The following is a 14,885-nucleotide window of genomic DNA, read 5'->3' on the forward strand; positions in this document are numbered from 1 at the left end:
TTGGGGGTCTCCCCCCCCCCCCCGGCCCCGCCCCGGGGGGGGGCCCGCTGTTTCAATGGCACTTCACGTGCCGCAGTGGAGCGAGGCGCCGCAATCAGCCGGCGGTCTTGCCGCCGTCGACGGTCACGATCTGCCCCGTGACGAACGACGCCGCATCCGATGCCAGGAACACGATGGCGCGCGCCACGTCGTCCGGCTTGCCGATGCGGCCGAGCGGCACCTTCGCGGCGAGCGCGGCCTTGTTCTCCGGCGTGCCGGTGAAGCGGTCGAGCATGCCGGTGTCGGTCGGCCCCGGCGCAACGGCGTTGACCCGCACGCCGGTGGACGCCACTTCGAGCGCCGCCGACTTGGTCATGCCTTCCACCGCATGCTTGCTGCCCGCGTACACGGAAGCGAAGGCCGCGCCTTCATGGCCGTAAGTCGACGAAACGTTCACCACGCTGCCGCTCTTTTGCGCCGACATCACGCGCAGTTCGTGCTTCATGCTGAGCAGCGTGCCCAGCACGTTGGTGTCGAACGTCGCGGTGTAGCTCTCGACGGTCTGGCTGGTGATGGCACCAGGCTGGCCTTCGGTGCCGGCGTTGTTCACGGCGGCGTCGATGCGGCCGAAGCGCGCGACGGTCTGGTCGACGAGGCTCGCGACTTCCTCGTCGCGGCGCACGTCGGCCGGGATGAAGTGTGCGTCCGCGCCGAGTTCGCGCAGTTCTTTTTCGAGCGCCTTGCCTTCGGCCTCGCGACGGCCGGAGACGACGAGACGGGCGCCCGTTTCGGCGAAAGCAAGGGCCGTGGCGCGGCCGATCCCGGTGAGTGCGCCGGTGATCAGAATGACGGGGTGGCTCATATTTAACTCCTGGAGGGTATGTCTTTGCGGTATGAGAGCGAAGCAGGCGGCGTCCGGTTAAACGGGTTGCGATCTGCTTAAAATCATTGCCTTGAGTGCAATTTAGTGGTTTCCCGGTCGGAGTAAAAAGACTTTATAAGCTGGCTGGCATGCCTGACGGGCATGGAGAAGGCATTTGCGCAATGCAGGCGCTCGACGCAGGCCGGCCGTTCGGCGGCAGCGACCTGAGTCCCTCTGCCGATCCGCCAACGTCCCAAGACGATTCATCTGCCGATTGATCGAAGCTGGAATAAAACCGGCGCCGGCTCAGTCATGCCTGACGAACCGACTCGCGAGGGCCGCCGGATGATCCACGGCTCGGCTGCGACTCTTTATCGTGAGGTCAACATGTCGTCACATCAATCATTCGACGCGTCGCGGCGCGGCGCACTGAAGTGTCTTGCATTCGGTGGCTTGGGCACCGTGTTCGTTCTCGCCGGCGGCATTCTCACGCCGGTGGAACTGGCACTCGCCGCCGACCCGAAATCATCCGCCGCTACGGGCGGTGTGCCGCTTTTCCTGCAAATCAGCGACTCGCATATCGGCTTTAACAAGGAAGCCAATCCGGACGTGGCGGGCACGCTGAAGCAGACCATCGAGTACGTCAATGCGATGCCGGTCAAGCCCGCGCTGACCATCCATACCGGCGATATCACGCATCTGTCCAAGCCCGCGGAGTTCGATCTCGCGGCCCAGTTGATGTCTGGCCTGAACATCACGGAACTGCACACGGTGCCCGGCGAGCACGACGTGACAGACGGTCCCGGAACCGAATACTTCAGCCGCTTCGGCAAGGCCTCGGACAACAAGGGCTATTACAGCTTCGACCATCAGGGCGTGCATTTCGTCGGCCTGGTCAACGTGATGCATTTCAAGCCGAACGGCCTGGGCGGCCTCGGCGACGAACAACTCGAGTGGCTCGAAAACGATTTGAAAGGGCGCTCGTCCAGCACGCCGATCGTCGTGTTCGCGCACATGCCGATGTGGACGATCTACGAGCCGTGGGGCTGGGGCACCGGCGACGCGGGCCAGGCGATGAGCTACCTGAAACGCTTCGGCTCGGTAACGGTACTGAACGGCCATATTCATCAGATCGTGTCGAAAGTGGAGGGCAACATCACCTTCCACACGGCGCGCTCGACGGCTTATCCGCAGCCGACCGCCGGCAACGGCACGGGCCCCGGACCGTTGACGGTGGCGAGCGACCAGCTGCCGAAAATGCTCGGCGTGACCAGCATCAAGATTGCGCGGCATCCGCTGAAAGCCACACTCAACGACACGACGCTGGTCTGATAGCCAGCACTTTTTATCGCAGGAGATCAGTTATGCAAACTAAAAATATTCGCCGCGTATGGTTGGCATTGGCCGCAAGTTCGGCGTTGCTCGCGGCATCGTCCGGGTTTTCCTTGGCGCGGGCGGAGACGCCGAACGCGGTCGTCATCAAGAACTTCATGTTCTCGCCGATGGAACTCACGGTCAAAGCCGGCTCGACCGTGACCTGGAAGAATCTGGACGGCGAACCGCACACCGTCGTGAACGACGCGGGCATGTTTCGCTCCGCGGCACTCGATCAGAACGACACGTACCAGTTCAAGTTCGACAAGCCGGGCGTGTACAAGGTGTTTTGCGGCATCCACCCGAATATGAAGGAGACCATTACCGTGCAGTGAGCGTCGTAGGAGACCAATGTATAGACTGCGGCCAGGGCGCTCACGCATTGCATGCAGCTTCGCTGCGGGTCTTGCCTGTGACGCCTTCGGCGCACGCAACACGGAGCTGATGCCGGGACGCTTGATCGGCAGCGCCCCCGGCGGCATGGCGGCGACGCTCGACGCCATGCGTTTATAGGCGTCGCTGCGTGCCGCCAAAATCGACGGGTAGAGCGCAAGCCGGAGCATGGCCGATCCGGCCAGTGAAACGGCGGTTCTGGACAGCCGCTCGGGGCGATAAAGTAACCCACACGTATGCTGCTATGCGCTGCGCGATTCGCCCGGCGCACAGCGCCCTTTCAGGGCAACGGCTACCGCCGCCAGGCCGGTGACCAGGAACGCCACTTGCGTTTAAAACGCAGCCCCGAAGCACAAAAAAACCTGCCGTGCTTGGGCGTGGTTGTTGCATGACTGACGGCCACCTGCAGCCACTTGCGCGATACCCGCTACTCACGCCCTGTACGGCTCGCCCCGTTGCCCTGCGAAGCTTTCCCGCATAGCGCGCGACTACACGCGGCGTGGAACGTTTTACCTGTTTCTTCCGCGCAAAACTGCCTCGCAAAGACGACGTTTAAAGCGCAGCATTGCCGTGTTGTGGTTGTTCGCGCGATGAGCGGGTTTCAGTCTTCGAACGGCTTTGCATGGACCTGCAAAATCGTGTGAATAAAGTCGGCCCACAGGGCAGACGTGAGGATTCCGGAGAGTATTGCGATGTACAACGATACGGACTCGCCAAAATCGGTGCTCGATGGCCAGGATGCCGGTGGCCAGATGAGCGGTCTGTCAATTTCCGCCACGCCGCCGAGGTTCGGACGCCTCGCCATGTGCGTGGCCGCGGCCAGCGCGCTCGCCATCGGCGTGATGGGTACGGTGGCGTATAGCGTCTGGTTCAATCACGATCAGCAGGCGTACGCCGAAGCCATGGCCGGCGCGCGGCGAGCGCTCGGCAACAGCGCGTCGGCGAGTGCTGCTGCGATCGCGAAAAGCGCGGGCGTGACGGCGTTGCCGGCAGCGGCCGTGCTGGCGAAGTCGCCGCAACCGTCGCCAGCAACGTCCGCGAGCGGCGTGACGGTCGCGGCATCGGCAGCCGGCGCGGATCCGGAAGCGGGCGGGCAGTTCGCGTCCTGGGCAGGCCAGGTCAAGGCATCGAAGGCGCGGCTTGACGTCGTTGCGGATGCGGCACCCGGCACGCCCGCATCGGCCGCTACGCCGCCTACTTCGGCCCGCCGTTCGGCAGGCTCAACCACTCCGCCGACTCAGCAACTCGCCGCGTCGCGTCCGGGTAAAGAGGGCCGGGCCACGCCACAGGAGCGCCGCGGCGCCTCCGAGACCGCGCGGCATAAGAACAGTCTGTTCGCCCGCATGGGGCTCTTCTTTCGTCGTGTGAGTTACCGGCAGCATGGCAACGCAAATCGGCAAGACCTCTACTCCCATCCGTGAGCGGCGCCGAGCCGGGCGCGCCGGATCAAAAGGCGCCTTCATGAGCCGCTTCAGGCGGGCTCCCGCCATGCTGGCGAGCGCGTCATTGCTGTGTCTGCTGGTCGGCCTTCTCTATCTCGCCTTGCAGATCAGGACGATCTTCTCCGATCAGTTGAAGCAGGAATACGCCGGGCTCGTGCTCGAAGCGGCGGAGCGCGCGGAAAGTGCTCGCGCGATGGTCGGCGTGTGGCAGCTACACTCCGGCGACAGTCAAGCGCAAACGCAGGGTTACCTCCATGCACGCATCGAACTCGCCGATCGTCTGAACTCGCTCGCGGCATTGGTGAATGCCAGTCCGTCCGCTGCGCCGCGGGTGCCGGCGTCGGCGTTGACGCCGGATGCCAGCCTGACTGGAACCGATGCGTTGCTTGCCACGATCCCGCCGTATTGGCGCGCCCAGCGCGATGCCGATGGCGCCGACGTGCGCCTGCGGATTGCCCATGTCGCGAACGTCTTGATCGCGCTGGCCGCGCTGCTGTTCGGCATGCTGCTCACCGCGCTCGGCATGTACGCGAAACGCAATCGTCAACTGGCGGGCGAGTCGCACGAGTTCGAGTACGCCGCGTTGCACGATCCGATGACCGGCTTGCCGAACCGGCGCAAGCTGTTCGCCACGCTCGACGAGGCGGCGGCGAATCTGCAAGCCGGTCCCACGGATCGCAACATCGCCGTGCTGTATGTGGATCTGGACGGCTTCAAGCAGGTCAACGACACGCTCGGCCACCGCGTCGGCGACGAATTCCTGATTGCGGTGTCGCACGCATTTCGCGAGTCGGTGCGTAACGTGGATGTTGTCGCGCGCATCGGCGGCGACGAATTTGCGGTGCTGGTTCGAGAGTATTCGACGGCGTATGAACTCGCCGAGATTGCTCAGCGGCTCATCGCGTGTGTGGTCGAGACCGACGAGCAGATGGGTGTCGGCGTGGTGCGCGCGAGCATCGGCATTGCCAGCTATCCGGATCTCGTCAGCGATTACCAGCGCCTCGTCGCCGCGGCGGACGACGCGATGTATCGCGTCAAGCGCGGCGGCAAGAACGGTTACGCGTTTGCGGTGCAGGCTGATTGAGCGGAGCGCTCAGGACGTTTGTGTCTCTTGTGCCGCTTGCATCGCTTGCGCTTGCGTTTCTATTCTCAGCATCACTTCCCGACCTGGCCGTTCATTGATGACCGCGAGACGCACGTCATCGCTCATGGTCTTCCAACCGCGAATTTCGTCGCGCGTACGCAGGCAGCCGAGGCAGAAGCCGGTTTTGCCGTCGAGTTTGCAAATGTCGATGCAGGGTGACTGGATTGTCATGTTCAGACCAGCGCTTCCGTTGGATTGACTTCGACGGTGATGTGCGAGAGTCGGTTAAAAAATGCTGCAGCATTGTAGGGGAGAAGTGCGCTTCGCGGATCGAAGCTCGCGCACTGTCGCGCACGCTGAACTTTGTTTCGTGTTACAAAATCGAGGCTTGCCAGTAAGCGCTGTTTCATGCGCCGGCACAGCGGCCGTCATTCCGGGTTCATCCACAGCGGAAAGATTCATGTCCAGATATTCGTTGATGCGCGCCGTCGGGCGCTTGAGCCAGCCTGAGTGGATCGTCGCCTTCGTGGCTGCGGCACTGGCCGCGTGTGCGCCGGTGCCGCCGGCCAGCAGTCAGGTGGCCGTTCCGCCTGCCGTAATTCAGCCCGCTGTTCAGCCCGCCAGCCGCGCCGACGCCCAAGCCACCGGCCGCCCAGCGGATGGCCCGCTGCCGGTACCGCCGAACCTCGTCGCGTTGGCGCAGCCGGCCGGCCAGAAACGGCTGACGAGCTCCGCGTCCAACCAGTCGTACTGGCCCCTCTCGCAGTATTTCGAAACCCAGCGCAACGAAGCTTATTGCTCCGTCGCGACCTCGGTCATGGCGCTCAACGCATTGGGCATTCGCCGGCCCCAGTCGACGCAGTACCCCGACTTCCCGTTTTTCTCGCAGGAGGATTTCTTTCACGGCATCGATCCGCAGGTGGCCAACGCCGCGCGGGTCTCGCACGAGGGCATGACGCTCGACCAGCTCAGCACGGCCCTGAATGCCTTTCCGGTCGATGTCAGGAAATACCACGCGGCGGACCTGTCGCTCGGCCAGTTTCGCGACCTCGTGCGCGCGACCACGGGCCACAGTGACCGCTTCGTGCTGTTGAATTTCAGGCGGGTGGAAATCGGCGAGACGGGCGGCGGACACTGGTCGCCGCTCGCCGCTTACGACTCGGCGAGCGACAGCGCGTTGCTGCTCGACGTGGCGCGCTACAAATATCCGGCCGTCTGGGTGCCGCTCGCGCAGTTGTACGCGGGGGCGCTGGCGGTGGATAGCGTGAGCGGGCTTTCACGCGGCATCGTGATCATCGGCAAGCGGCCGAATTGATGTCTGCTTGCCAAGGCGGCCACGACATTCAAACGCGGGTCAATCTTCCTCGTTACGCCATTCGGTCAGTCCTTCGCGCGCATTCAATTCGATGAACGAAGGTAGCGCACGTAGCTTTCGAATATAGCGGGCAAGATTCGGCCAGCCGAGCGCGGGGCGCGGCATATTGCGGGTCCAGCGCATCAACATGACGGCCATGAAGTCGGCCGTGCTGAGCTTGTCGCCGATCAGATAATCATGGCTTTCGCCGAGATGGGCATCGAGCTTGTCCCACGCTGCGTCGAGCCTACGGCATGCGAGCGCGCGAACCGCTTCGGCGCCGGAGGGGTCGCCGTCGGAGTCCGCATAGAACCAGTCGCGCATGGCGGGCAGAATCGTGTTGGCGAGATAGACCATCATTTCGAGCCACGCGGCGCGATCGACGGAATTCGGCTCGGGGGCGAGCGCGGCTTCGGGATGCCGCTCGGCCAGCAGCATCAGCAACGCGGCCGACTCGTGGCGCGGCGCGCCGTCGATCATCAGCGTCGGCACCCGTCCCGCAGGATTGAGCCGCAGATACGCCGGGTCGTGCTGCTGGCCCACGTCGATGTCGATCAACTGGGATTCGAACGAGATGCCCAGTTCTATCAGCATCCAGTGAACGGCCATGCTCGCCGCGCCGGGCGAATAGTAAAGCACGTAAGGTGTGGAATCGCTGTGCATAGTGGGTTGATGTCCGGAGTCGATCCGGCGGACAGTCTACCGCCGTTCCTGACGGATGCCCATGCGCAAACGCCGAAGGAACGCGCAGTCTCGTAGTAGCGCGCTCGCGTTTTCGCGACTAACATCCCTTCACTCATTTTTTGTCGACTGATAGAGGCGGCGACCCGCACGCGATTATTCGCGCGATGCGCTCGGGCGAGCCCTGTGCGGGCACTCAGGCACGCGGTCATGTTTGCGGAGGTGAAGCAACGTATGTGCGCACTGGACCGTCGGACCTTGCTCAAGGGCGTGCTGGCCACGCCATGGTTGAATGCGGCCCTGGCATCGCCGGCACACGCAAAGCCTTCGCGAGCAAGTTCCAAAGACGCGACGACCACACCGACACTGCACCGCGTGCGGCCCGGCGACCCAGCGTGGCCTTCGGCGAACGCCTGGCAGGACCTCGACCGGGCCGTAGGCGGCCGCTTGAGCCTGGTTGAATCGCCGCTGGTAACCTGCGCGGAATCTCCAACGAGCGCCGCGTGCCTCGACCTGTTCCGGCGTTTGAAAAATCCCTACTACATCGGCGATACGCCCGCGCTGACGCAGAGCGCCGGATGGCTCGACGCGTGGACATCCGCGCCGAGCGTGTATGTAGTGGCGGCGGCCAACGCGCAGGACGTCGCGAGGACCGTCGACTTCGCCAGGCGGCATCGTCTGCGGCTGGTGGTGAAGGGCGGCGGCCACAGCTATCAGGGCACATCCAACGCGGCCGACTCGCTGTTGATCTGGACCAGGTCCATGCGCGACATCACGTTGCACGATGCTTTCGTGCCGGCGGGTTGCGAAGGACGAGTCGAGCCGGAAGCCGCGGTGACGGTCGGCGCCGGTTCTCTGTGGGGCCATGTCTACGACGCCGTGAGTACCCGAGGCGGCCGCTACGTGCAAGGCGGCGGCTGTCTGACGGTGGGCATCGCCGGTCTCGTGCAGGGCGGCGGCTTCGGCAACTTTTCGAAGAAGTTCGGCACCGCCGCGGCCGGTCTTCTGGAAGCCGAAGTCGTGACCGCCGACGGCGTGGTGCGAATCGCCAACGCGTGCCGGCACCCGGACCTCTTCTGGGGCTTGAAGGGCGGCGGTGGCGGCAGTCTCGGCGTCGTCACGCGGCTGACGTTGCGCACGCACGCATTGCCCGACACCGTCGGCGTCGTGCGCGCGACGGTGAAGGCCTCGTCGGACGCGGCGTTCCGCGCATTGATCGGCGAGTTCATGGCCTTCTATGCCGATAACCTGATGAACGAACACTGGGGCGAAACGGTCGCCTTTCATGGCGACAATACGTTGGGCATTTCAATGCTGTACCAGGGACTGAGCCGCGATGAGGCGTCGCGCGTCTGGCAACCTTTTTTCGACTGGATCGCGAACCGTGAGCACGGCTGCGAGACGAGCCCGCCACAGATTCTTGCCGTGGCGGCGCGCCACTTCTGGGACGCCGCGTTCATCATGCAGCATCTGCCCGGCGTGCTCGTCGCGGACGACCGTCCGGGCGCGCCGGCGGACAATGTGTTCTGGGCGGATAACGTCGTCGAAGCGGGCCAGTATCTTTATGGCTACACCTCGACATGGCTGCCGGCTGCGTTGCTGAGTGCGGCGCAACGCGGCCGTCTCGCCGACACGCTATTCGCAGGCACGCGGCAGTGGACAGTCAACTTGCACTTCAACAAAGGGCTGGCGGGCGCACCGGCCGACGCCTTGAACGCCACGCGCGATACGGCGATGAACCCGGCGGTACTCGACGCCTTCGCGCTCGCGATCATCGCGGCCGAGGGACCGCCGGCCTTTCCCGGCATCGAAGGGCACGAGCCGGACGAGCAGAAAGGGCGGCGTTACGCTGAGCGCATCAAGCAGGCCACGCGGACGCTGCGCGAAATCGTCGCTGTGCCGGGGGCGTACTTTTCCGAAAGCGATTTCTTCGAAGACGACTGGCAACAGGCGTACTGGGGCAGCAACTATGCGCGGCTAGCTGCCGTGAAGAACCGGTACGATCCCGATGGCCTGTTCTTCGTTCATCACGGTGTGAATTCAGAAGCGTGGAGCGCGGATGGATGGACGAAGGTGAAGAACGGGCCTGGCTGAGCCAGATAGCGACATGGCGGACCCAGCAGTGTGAGCCACTCACGGCTCACGCCACGCACGCTTGATTCCAACTACTTCACCCGCTTGACCACCGGCGTCTTCCACTTGCCATCCAGCAGCACTGGTTTCGGCCAGTAGAACCGCATGGTGATCATGAACGGTCCTTCCGGCGCCGGCAGCCAGTTGGCCTCCCTGGCTTTGCCCGGCGAATTCGCCTGGATGTAGATCGTCAAACCGCCATCGCGATCCTTCTTCAGTTGCGGCAGCATCGGCGAATTGATCAGATACCGGTCGATCGGATTCTTCACGAGCAACTGACTCGGCAGCGCATACATGGTCACCGACCAGAACGCATTCACAGGCGGCAACTGTCCTTTCGGAAAGCGCAGCACATAGCGACGCTGGCTGCCGTCGAGCGGCTGTCCGGTCGAATCCTTGTCGAGCACCGGATACAGCGCTTCCTCACGCGAGTTCGCGCCGATTCCGACCTGGGTGCCGGTGGCGCGCGCCACGTAGTCGTTCTTCAGATACTCGCGCGAGCCGAACAGCGTATCGGTCTTGCCGCCGAGCGACGCGCGCTTGTCGTCGATTGCCTTCTGGCCATCCTGCATGCCGGCCTGAAATGCCGCTTTCTGCTCCGGCGAGAGCGCGTTCGCATCGAACCGTTTGCCGGGCACCACGCCGATCTGCGCGAGGCGGTTGCGCAATCCGGCCTCGCTCGGATTGACCGGCGCGAACTGCAACACGAACGCGAGTTGATTGAAGAATTCGAGCGGGCGGCCGGTGCGATCGGCTTGACCCACTGCACCGGCGGCGCGGTCGGTGCCGGCGTGCTGCCGGTGTATGCCGACAGCGTTTGCACCTTGTAGCCCGCCTGAATTTTCTTGACGTTATCGAGGTCGTCGGGGTTGAACAACTGCGTGCGTCCGACCACGTTCACGAGATCAGTCTCGGAGCGGATCACCTGAGTGATGCCGTTCGGTGTCTGGCCGTTCCAGCGCGGGCCCGCGATCAGGAATTTGCCGCCGTTGTTGCCCGTGGTGCGGCTGCCGATATAGGCGAAGTTGAACGTATAGAGATCCATCAACTGGAACACGAAGTAGCGCTTCGCGTCCATCGGCGGGACCGTGATGACCACCGGTTCCGCGCGCAGATCGAGGCCGGCGAACGAATAGGGCGTGTCGGAGTTGGGCGTGACGAAGGCGGTGTCGTCCGGCGTGAAGACACGCGAGATGTTCAGGATGGAATTGAACGGGCCTTTGTATTGCGGGTTGGTGGTGTCCACCGAAAACGCATACATGACGGCGTACGAATTGACCATCGGGGTGCCGTAAGGAATGCCGTATAGCATAGCGCGCCAAAGCACGCCCGAGTGCCTCATGCGCTTCACGCGCTACGCGCCATCTCCCCGACGCCCGCGTTGAACTCTTCCCTGCGCGTACCTGCCGAGGCGGCCGTACGCGCCCGAACCGGGGTCTTGCGAACCCGCGTATCGCGCAGCGCCGGACGTGCATCGACCAGATCCGCATACAACGCGAGATAGTTCTTGGTCGACGCATCCCAACCGAAATCGCGGCTCATCGCATTCCTCTGCAATACGTGCCACGACGACGGCTGCACGAACGCAGCCAATGCGCGGCCGAGCGCGTGCATCACCTCGTCCGGACTTTCGCCGTCGAACAGGAAGCCCGTTGCTCGCCGCTCACCACGAGGATCGTGCGGCACATAGTCGACGATCGTATCGGCCAGGCCACCGACACGCGAGGCCACCGGAATCGTGCCATAGCGCATCGCATAGAGTTGGGTGAGTCCGCAGGGTTCGAAGCGGCTGCCATGCAGCAGAATGTCCGCGCCCGCGTGCAGCATGTGCGCGCGCCGCTCGTCGTAGCCGATCTGCACGCCGACGCGTCCCGGCCATGCGGCCGCGACGTCGCGCAGCGCCTGTTCGAGACCGTGCTCGCCCTGGCCGAGAATCGCGAACTGCAGCCGCGGATGCCGTTCGAGCAGCGCCGGCAACGTATGCACGACGACATCGGCGAGCTTCTGTTCGGTCAGGCGGCTGCCGATGGCGACCAGCGGTGCGAACGGATCGCGCGTCAGACCGAAGGCCTGTTGCAGTTCGCGCTTGCAGGCCTGCTTGCCGGCGGTGTCGTCGACGGAATAGGGGCGCGCGATCTGGTTGTCGGTGGCCGGGTTCCAGGCGGCGGTATCGATGCCGTTGACGATGCCCGACAGCTTGCCGGCCTGCGCCTGCAACACGCCTTCCATGCCATGGCCGAAGTGCGGCGTCAGGATCTCGCGCGCATAGCGTTGGCTCACCGTCGTGACGCGATCCGAATGGACGATGCCCGCTTTCATCATGCTCAGCGAGCCGTAGAACTCGATGCTGCGTTCATCGGAGAGCGCGGGCGCCAGCAATTCGGGCGGCACACCGATCCAGCCGCCCATGGCAAGCGGATGATTGCCCTGGAACGCCAGGTTGTGAATCGTGAAGACGCTTTTGGCGGCGACGCCCGCGAGCCGCAGATAGAGCGGCGTCAATCCTGCATGCCAATCGTGCGCATGCACGATGTCGGGGCGCTTCACGTTGCGCACGCCGCGCGCCACTCGCGCGGCCGCCGCCGCGAGCGAGGCGAAGCGGGTGAGATTGTCGAGATAGTCGCGCCCTTGCGGATCGCGATAGAGGCCTTCGCGCGCGAACAGGTGATCCATCTGCAGAAGCAGCACCGGCACGCCGGTGTCGGGCATCTGGCCGCGCAGCAGCCGGGCGTCGCCGCCGGGCAGGCCGGTCATGCGCGCGACCGGCGCGACGTCGGCCGCGCGTTCGAGCGCCGCCGGATAAGCGGGCATCAGGATCGAGACATCGACGCCGGCGTCGCGCAGAGCGGCGGCGTATGCGCTGACCATGTCGCCGAGGCCGCCGGATTTGGCGAGCGGCAGGGCTTCGGAAGCGACAAGAAGAACGTTAAGCGGCAAAGTGGCCCCCAAGGACGGGTTTTGTGCACTTGCACAGTGCGGTGGGATTCGCGGACGCGTCAGTTCAGCAAGGGGTGTGCCTGAGGTCCGTGGTTTAGCAAGGACCGCGAGGAGGGTTTGTGTTGCAGTGCGGGTGAGCGATTGTTTGGCCTGGAAGGCCTATTTATTTGTCTTGACGTTTCTCTCCTGGAAAGCGTTTTTGCATCCGTGTGTAGATTTGACATTCGACAGTTAAACATCGGATGCGTCGCTTGGCGTCGCTTCATCGTTGCACATCTTGACAATTCATCAGATGAATATCGGTTAGCCTTGTTGTTCTGTCTCGGGGCACACGTGGGTCTGGAAAGGTGACCAGGATGGCCATATCGATGCGGCCACTGGGCGAGGGTTTTGAACGGAAAGGCGGAATGAACAGCGACAAAAGACGGGCAAAGATTCTGGGCGACATCGCCAATCGCAGCGGCGAGAGACTTAAGAGCCAAGCGGGCTCGTCGTCCATATCCAACCGTGCCGCCTGGCGTGACCACAGAATGTGTCACGGCGAAACGCTCGTGCGCACTTGCCCCCGGACTTGATGAAACGGAGCCAAAGTGGACCCACGACTGCTGGAGTACTACACGAGTGAACTGCTCTACATGCGTGAGCTGGCAGGCGAATTCGCGCAGGCCCATCCCAAGATTGCCCGGCGCCTGGGCATGCAGGCGGGTGAGATTGGCGACCCATACGTCGAGCGGCTGATCGAATCGTTCTGTTTCATGTCCGCACGCATGCAGTTGCGGCTCGATGCTGAATTTCCCCGCCTCACGGAACGGTTGCTCGAAGTCGTCTATCCGAACTACGCTGCACCCACGCCATCCATGGCGGTTGCCCGACTGTTTCCGGGCAGTGACGAAGGCAATCTTGCCGAAGGTTTGCACATCGCACGCGGTGCGTCGTTCATCAGTGGTGTGCTCGATGGCGAGAATACGCCTTGCCAGTTCCGCAGCAGCCAGGACGTGACGCTGTATCCGCTTGAGATCACCGGCGCGCGTCTGACCGGCATCCCGCCAGACATTCCCTCGCTCGATCGTTACGTGCGCCACGGCGCCGAGGTTCGGGGCGCTCTACGGCTGCGCCTGCGCACCACGAATTCCATACCGATCGCCAGCCTCCAGGGACTGAACCGCCTGCCGGTTTATCTGGCGGGCGACGAGCGGACTGCGTCACACCTGTTCGAACTGCTGCACGCAGCTGGACTCGCATCGATCATCGGCGAGCCAGGACAGTTCGGCACGCCCGGCAGTGTCTTTCACGCGGTGAGCGACAAGGCGGTGGTTCATGAGGGGCTTGATGCCGGACAAGGGCTGTTGCCACTCGTTGCGCCGAAGTTTCACGGACACAACCTGCTGCACGAGTTTGCGGCATGCCCGTCGCGTTTCTACTTTTTTACACTGACCGGCCTCAATGCAGGCCTGCGCCAGGTGCGCGGATGCGAAGCGGAAATTGTCGTGCTGCTGGAGCGCTCACCCGGTGCGTTGGCGGAGCAGGTGGATGCCTCGCAATTTGCGCTGTTCTGCACGCCGGTCGTCAACCTGTTCAGGAACAGGTCCGATCCGGCGGAAGTGCACGGCACAGGCGCTGAATTCCAACTGGTGCCTGACCAGCTCGCGCCGCAGGACTATGAAGTGTTCTCGGTCGAGGCATTGTATGGTCAGGTCCGCGAGACATCGGAGCCACTTGAGTTCCGTCCGCTGTATCAGGCGCTGACCAACGACGAGGGCAATCACAGGCGGTTTTTTACGCTGCGTCGCGAGCGCCAGCAGACGTCAGACTCGTTGCGCCGTTACGGGACGCGCACGCTGTACATCGGCACGGAGGCTTTCGTTTCACTAGTGGACCAGGACGAGCGGCCCTATGAACAGCGCATGCGTTACCTCTCGATTGACGCGTGGCTAACCAACCGTGACCTGCCCAACCTGATCCCGTGCAACGGCGTTAGCGATCTCACGCTGGTGCAATCCTCACCGGTTCAGCACGTGGGCCTGATCCGCGCGCCCAGTGTCCCCCGCGCACCGTATGCAGAGCGTGAGGCGGCCTGGTCGCTGATCCGCCAACTGAACTTCAACTACCTCACGCTGGGAGCACGACCTGACGAGGCGTCGGGCGGGGGCCTGCATGATCTGCTGCGACTGTTCCTCGCCGCGGACGACACGGCCTACCGGCAGCAGATCGGGAGTCTGGTGGCAGTCGGGAGCCGGCCGGTGACACGCAAGCTTCCACCGTCCAACGATCTCGTGTTCGGGCGCGGCATCGCGTGCACGCTGACCGTTGACGAGTCCGGTCTGGGCGGCGTCAGCCCCTATCTGTTCGGCCTGATCCTTGAACACTATCTGGCGCGACACGTATCGGGCCATTCGTTTACTCAGACCGAACTGCATTCGGTGCAGCGCGGCCGCGTCGCGGGGTGGCCGGTGCGCATGGGCACGCGTGGGGTGACCTGAACAATCGTGCAATTCAGGGATAGGCAGTGAGAAGCAGTGTCTTGATTTGGATCAAAATAATTAGGATGGCTACAAAAATGCGAGAATCGATGAAAAGGCGCGTGATGATGTACGGTAAGGGCGACGTGTCTGACGCAGCCTGTGGCGAGCCGGTCGCACGGCAAGG

14 protein-coding genes and 1 pseudogene are annotated in these 14,885 nt (G+C 63.6%); 9 read left to right on the plus strand and 6 right to left on the minus strand.

What is annotated here, in order from left to right; all coding sequences use genetic code 11:
• Positions 1-94: 94 nt before the first annotated feature.
• Complete coding sequence (locus tag P0D80_RS17745; protein ID WP_408180203.1) at positions 95-841, minus strand: SDR family NAD(P)-dependent oxidoreductase; 747 nt, start codon at positions 839-841, stop codon at positions 95-97.
• A gap of 387 nt (positions 842-1,228) precedes the next feature.
• Between P0D80_RS17745 and P0D80_RS17750 the strand changes: the two genes are divergently transcribed.
• The 5 genes from P0D80_RS17750 (at position 1,229) to P0D80_RS17770 (ending at position 5,134) form a co-directional block, all read left to right on the plus strand.
• Positions 1,229-2,173 carry a metallophosphoesterase family protein gene (locus P0D80_RS17750; RefSeq protein WP_408180202.1) on the plus strand — a complete coding sequence of 315 codons (945 nt, stop codon included), beginning with the start codon at positions 1,229-1,231 and terminating at the stop codon, positions 2,171-2,173.
• A 32-nt stretch (positions 2,174-2,205) separates the two neighbouring features.
• Positions 2,206-2,550 carry a cupredoxin domain-containing protein gene (locus tag P0D80_RS17755; RefSeq protein WP_408180201.1) on the plus strand — a complete coding sequence of 115 codons (345 nt, stop codon included), beginning with the start codon at positions 2,206-2,208 and terminating at the stop codon, positions 2,548-2,550.
• Positions 2,551-2,566: 16 nt separating this feature from the next.
• A complete protein-coding gene (locus P0D80_RS17760; protein WP_408285727.1) occupies positions 2,567-2,728 on the plus strand; it encodes a hypothetical protein in 162 nt (53 codons plus the stop codon).
• Between the two features lie 572 nt (positions 2,729-3,300).
• Positions 3,301-4,029, plus strand: a complete 729-nt coding sequence (locus P0D80_RS17765) for a hypothetical protein (RefSeq protein ID WP_408180200.1) — start codon at positions 3,301-3,303, stop codon at positions 4,027-4,029.
• Between the two features lie 40 nt (positions 4,030-4,069).
• The gene (locus tag P0D80_RS17770) at positions 4,070-5,134 is read left to right on the plus strand and encodes a GGDEF domain-containing protein (protein WP_408180199.1); all 1,065 of its coding nucleotides are present in this window, start codon (positions 4,070-4,072) and stop codon (positions 5,132-5,134) included.
• Positions 5,135-5,143: 9 nt separating this feature from the next.
• Here the strand turns inward: P0D80_RS17770 and P0D80_RS17775 are convergent, their stop codons facing one another.
• The gene (locus tag P0D80_RS17775) at positions 5,144-5,365 is read right to left on the minus strand and encodes a DUF1289 domain-containing protein (RefSeq protein WP_408180198.1); all 222 of its coding nucleotides are present in this window, start codon (positions 5,363-5,365) and stop codon (positions 5,144-5,146) included.
• A 229-nt stretch (positions 5,366-5,594) separates the two neighbouring features.
• On the opposite strand from P0D80_RS17775, the gene P0D80_RS17780 reads away from it, so the two are divergent.
• Complete coding sequence (locus tag P0D80_RS17780; RefSeq protein WP_408285730.1) at positions 5,595-6,449, plus strand: phytochelatin synthase family protein; 855 nt, start codon at positions 5,595-5,597, stop codon at positions 6,447-6,449.
• Between the two features lie 39 nt (positions 6,450-6,488).
• On the opposite strand, the gene P0D80_RS17785 is transcribed toward P0D80_RS17780, so the two are convergent.
• Positions 6,489-7,151, minus strand: a complete 663-nt coding sequence (locus P0D80_RS17785) for a glutathione S-transferase family protein (protein ID WP_408285732.1) — start codon at positions 7,149-7,151, stop codon at positions 6,489-6,491.
• 465 nt (positions 7,152-7,616) lie between these two features.
• On the opposite strand from P0D80_RS17785, the gene P0D80_RS17790 reads away from it, so the two are divergent.
• Complete coding sequence (locus P0D80_RS17790; RefSeq protein ID WP_408285734.1) at positions 7,617-9,263, plus strand: FAD-binding oxidoreductase; 1,647 nt, start codon at positions 7,617-7,619, stop codon at positions 9,261-9,263.
• A 71-nt stretch (positions 9,264-9,334) separates the two neighbouring features.
• On the opposite strand, the gene P0D80_RS17795 is transcribed toward P0D80_RS17790, so the two are convergent.
• Both P0D80_RS17795 and P0D80_RS17800 read right to left on the minus strand, forming a co-directional pair.
• Positions 9,335-10,066, minus strand: coding sequence for a DUF1254 domain-containing protein (locus tag P0D80_RS17795; RefSeq protein WP_408285736.1), 732 nt, complete (start codon positions 10,064-10,066; stop codon positions 9,335-9,337).
• Between the two features lie 113 nt (positions 10,067-10,179).
• Positions 10,180-10,506 (minus strand): annotated as a pseudogene (locus tag P0D80_RS17800) (DUF1254 domain-containing protein); the annotation flags it as partial.
• Between P0D80_RS17800 and P0D80_RS17805 the strand changes: the two are divergent.
• Positions 10,457-10,597 carry a hypothetical protein gene (locus P0D80_RS17805; RefSeq protein ID WP_408180209.1) on the plus strand — a complete coding sequence of 47 codons (141 nt, stop codon included), beginning with the start codon at positions 10,457-10,459 and terminating at the stop codon, positions 10,595-10,597. The pseudogene P0D80_RS17800 and the gene P0D80_RS17805 sit on opposite strands and share 50 nt — an antisense overlap.
• A 52-nt stretch (positions 10,598-10,649) precedes the next feature.
• Here the strand turns inward: P0D80_RS17805 and glgA are convergent, their stop codons facing one another.
• Positions 10,650-12,239 carry a glycogen synthase GlgA gene (gene glgA, locus P0D80_RS17810; RefSeq protein WP_408285738.1) on the minus strand — a complete coding sequence of 530 codons (1,590 nt, stop codon included), beginning with the start codon at positions 12,237-12,239 and terminating at the stop codon, positions 10,650-10,652.
• Between the two features lie 590 nt (positions 12,240-12,829).
• Between glgA and tssF the strand changes: the two genes are divergently transcribed.
• The gene (tssF, locus tag P0D80_RS17815; RefSeq protein ID WP_408285740.1) at positions 12,830-14,719 is read left to right on the plus strand and encodes a type VI secretion system baseplate subunit TssF; all 1,890 of its coding nucleotides are present in this window, start codon (positions 12,830-12,832) and stop codon (positions 14,717-14,719) included.
• Positions 14,720-14,885 lie beyond the last annotated feature (166 nt).

Source organism: Paraburkholderia sp. RL17-373-BIF-A (assembly GCF_046030175.1).
GTDB lineage: Bacteria > Pseudomonadota > Gammaproteobacteria > Burkholderiales > Burkholderiaceae > Paraburkholderia.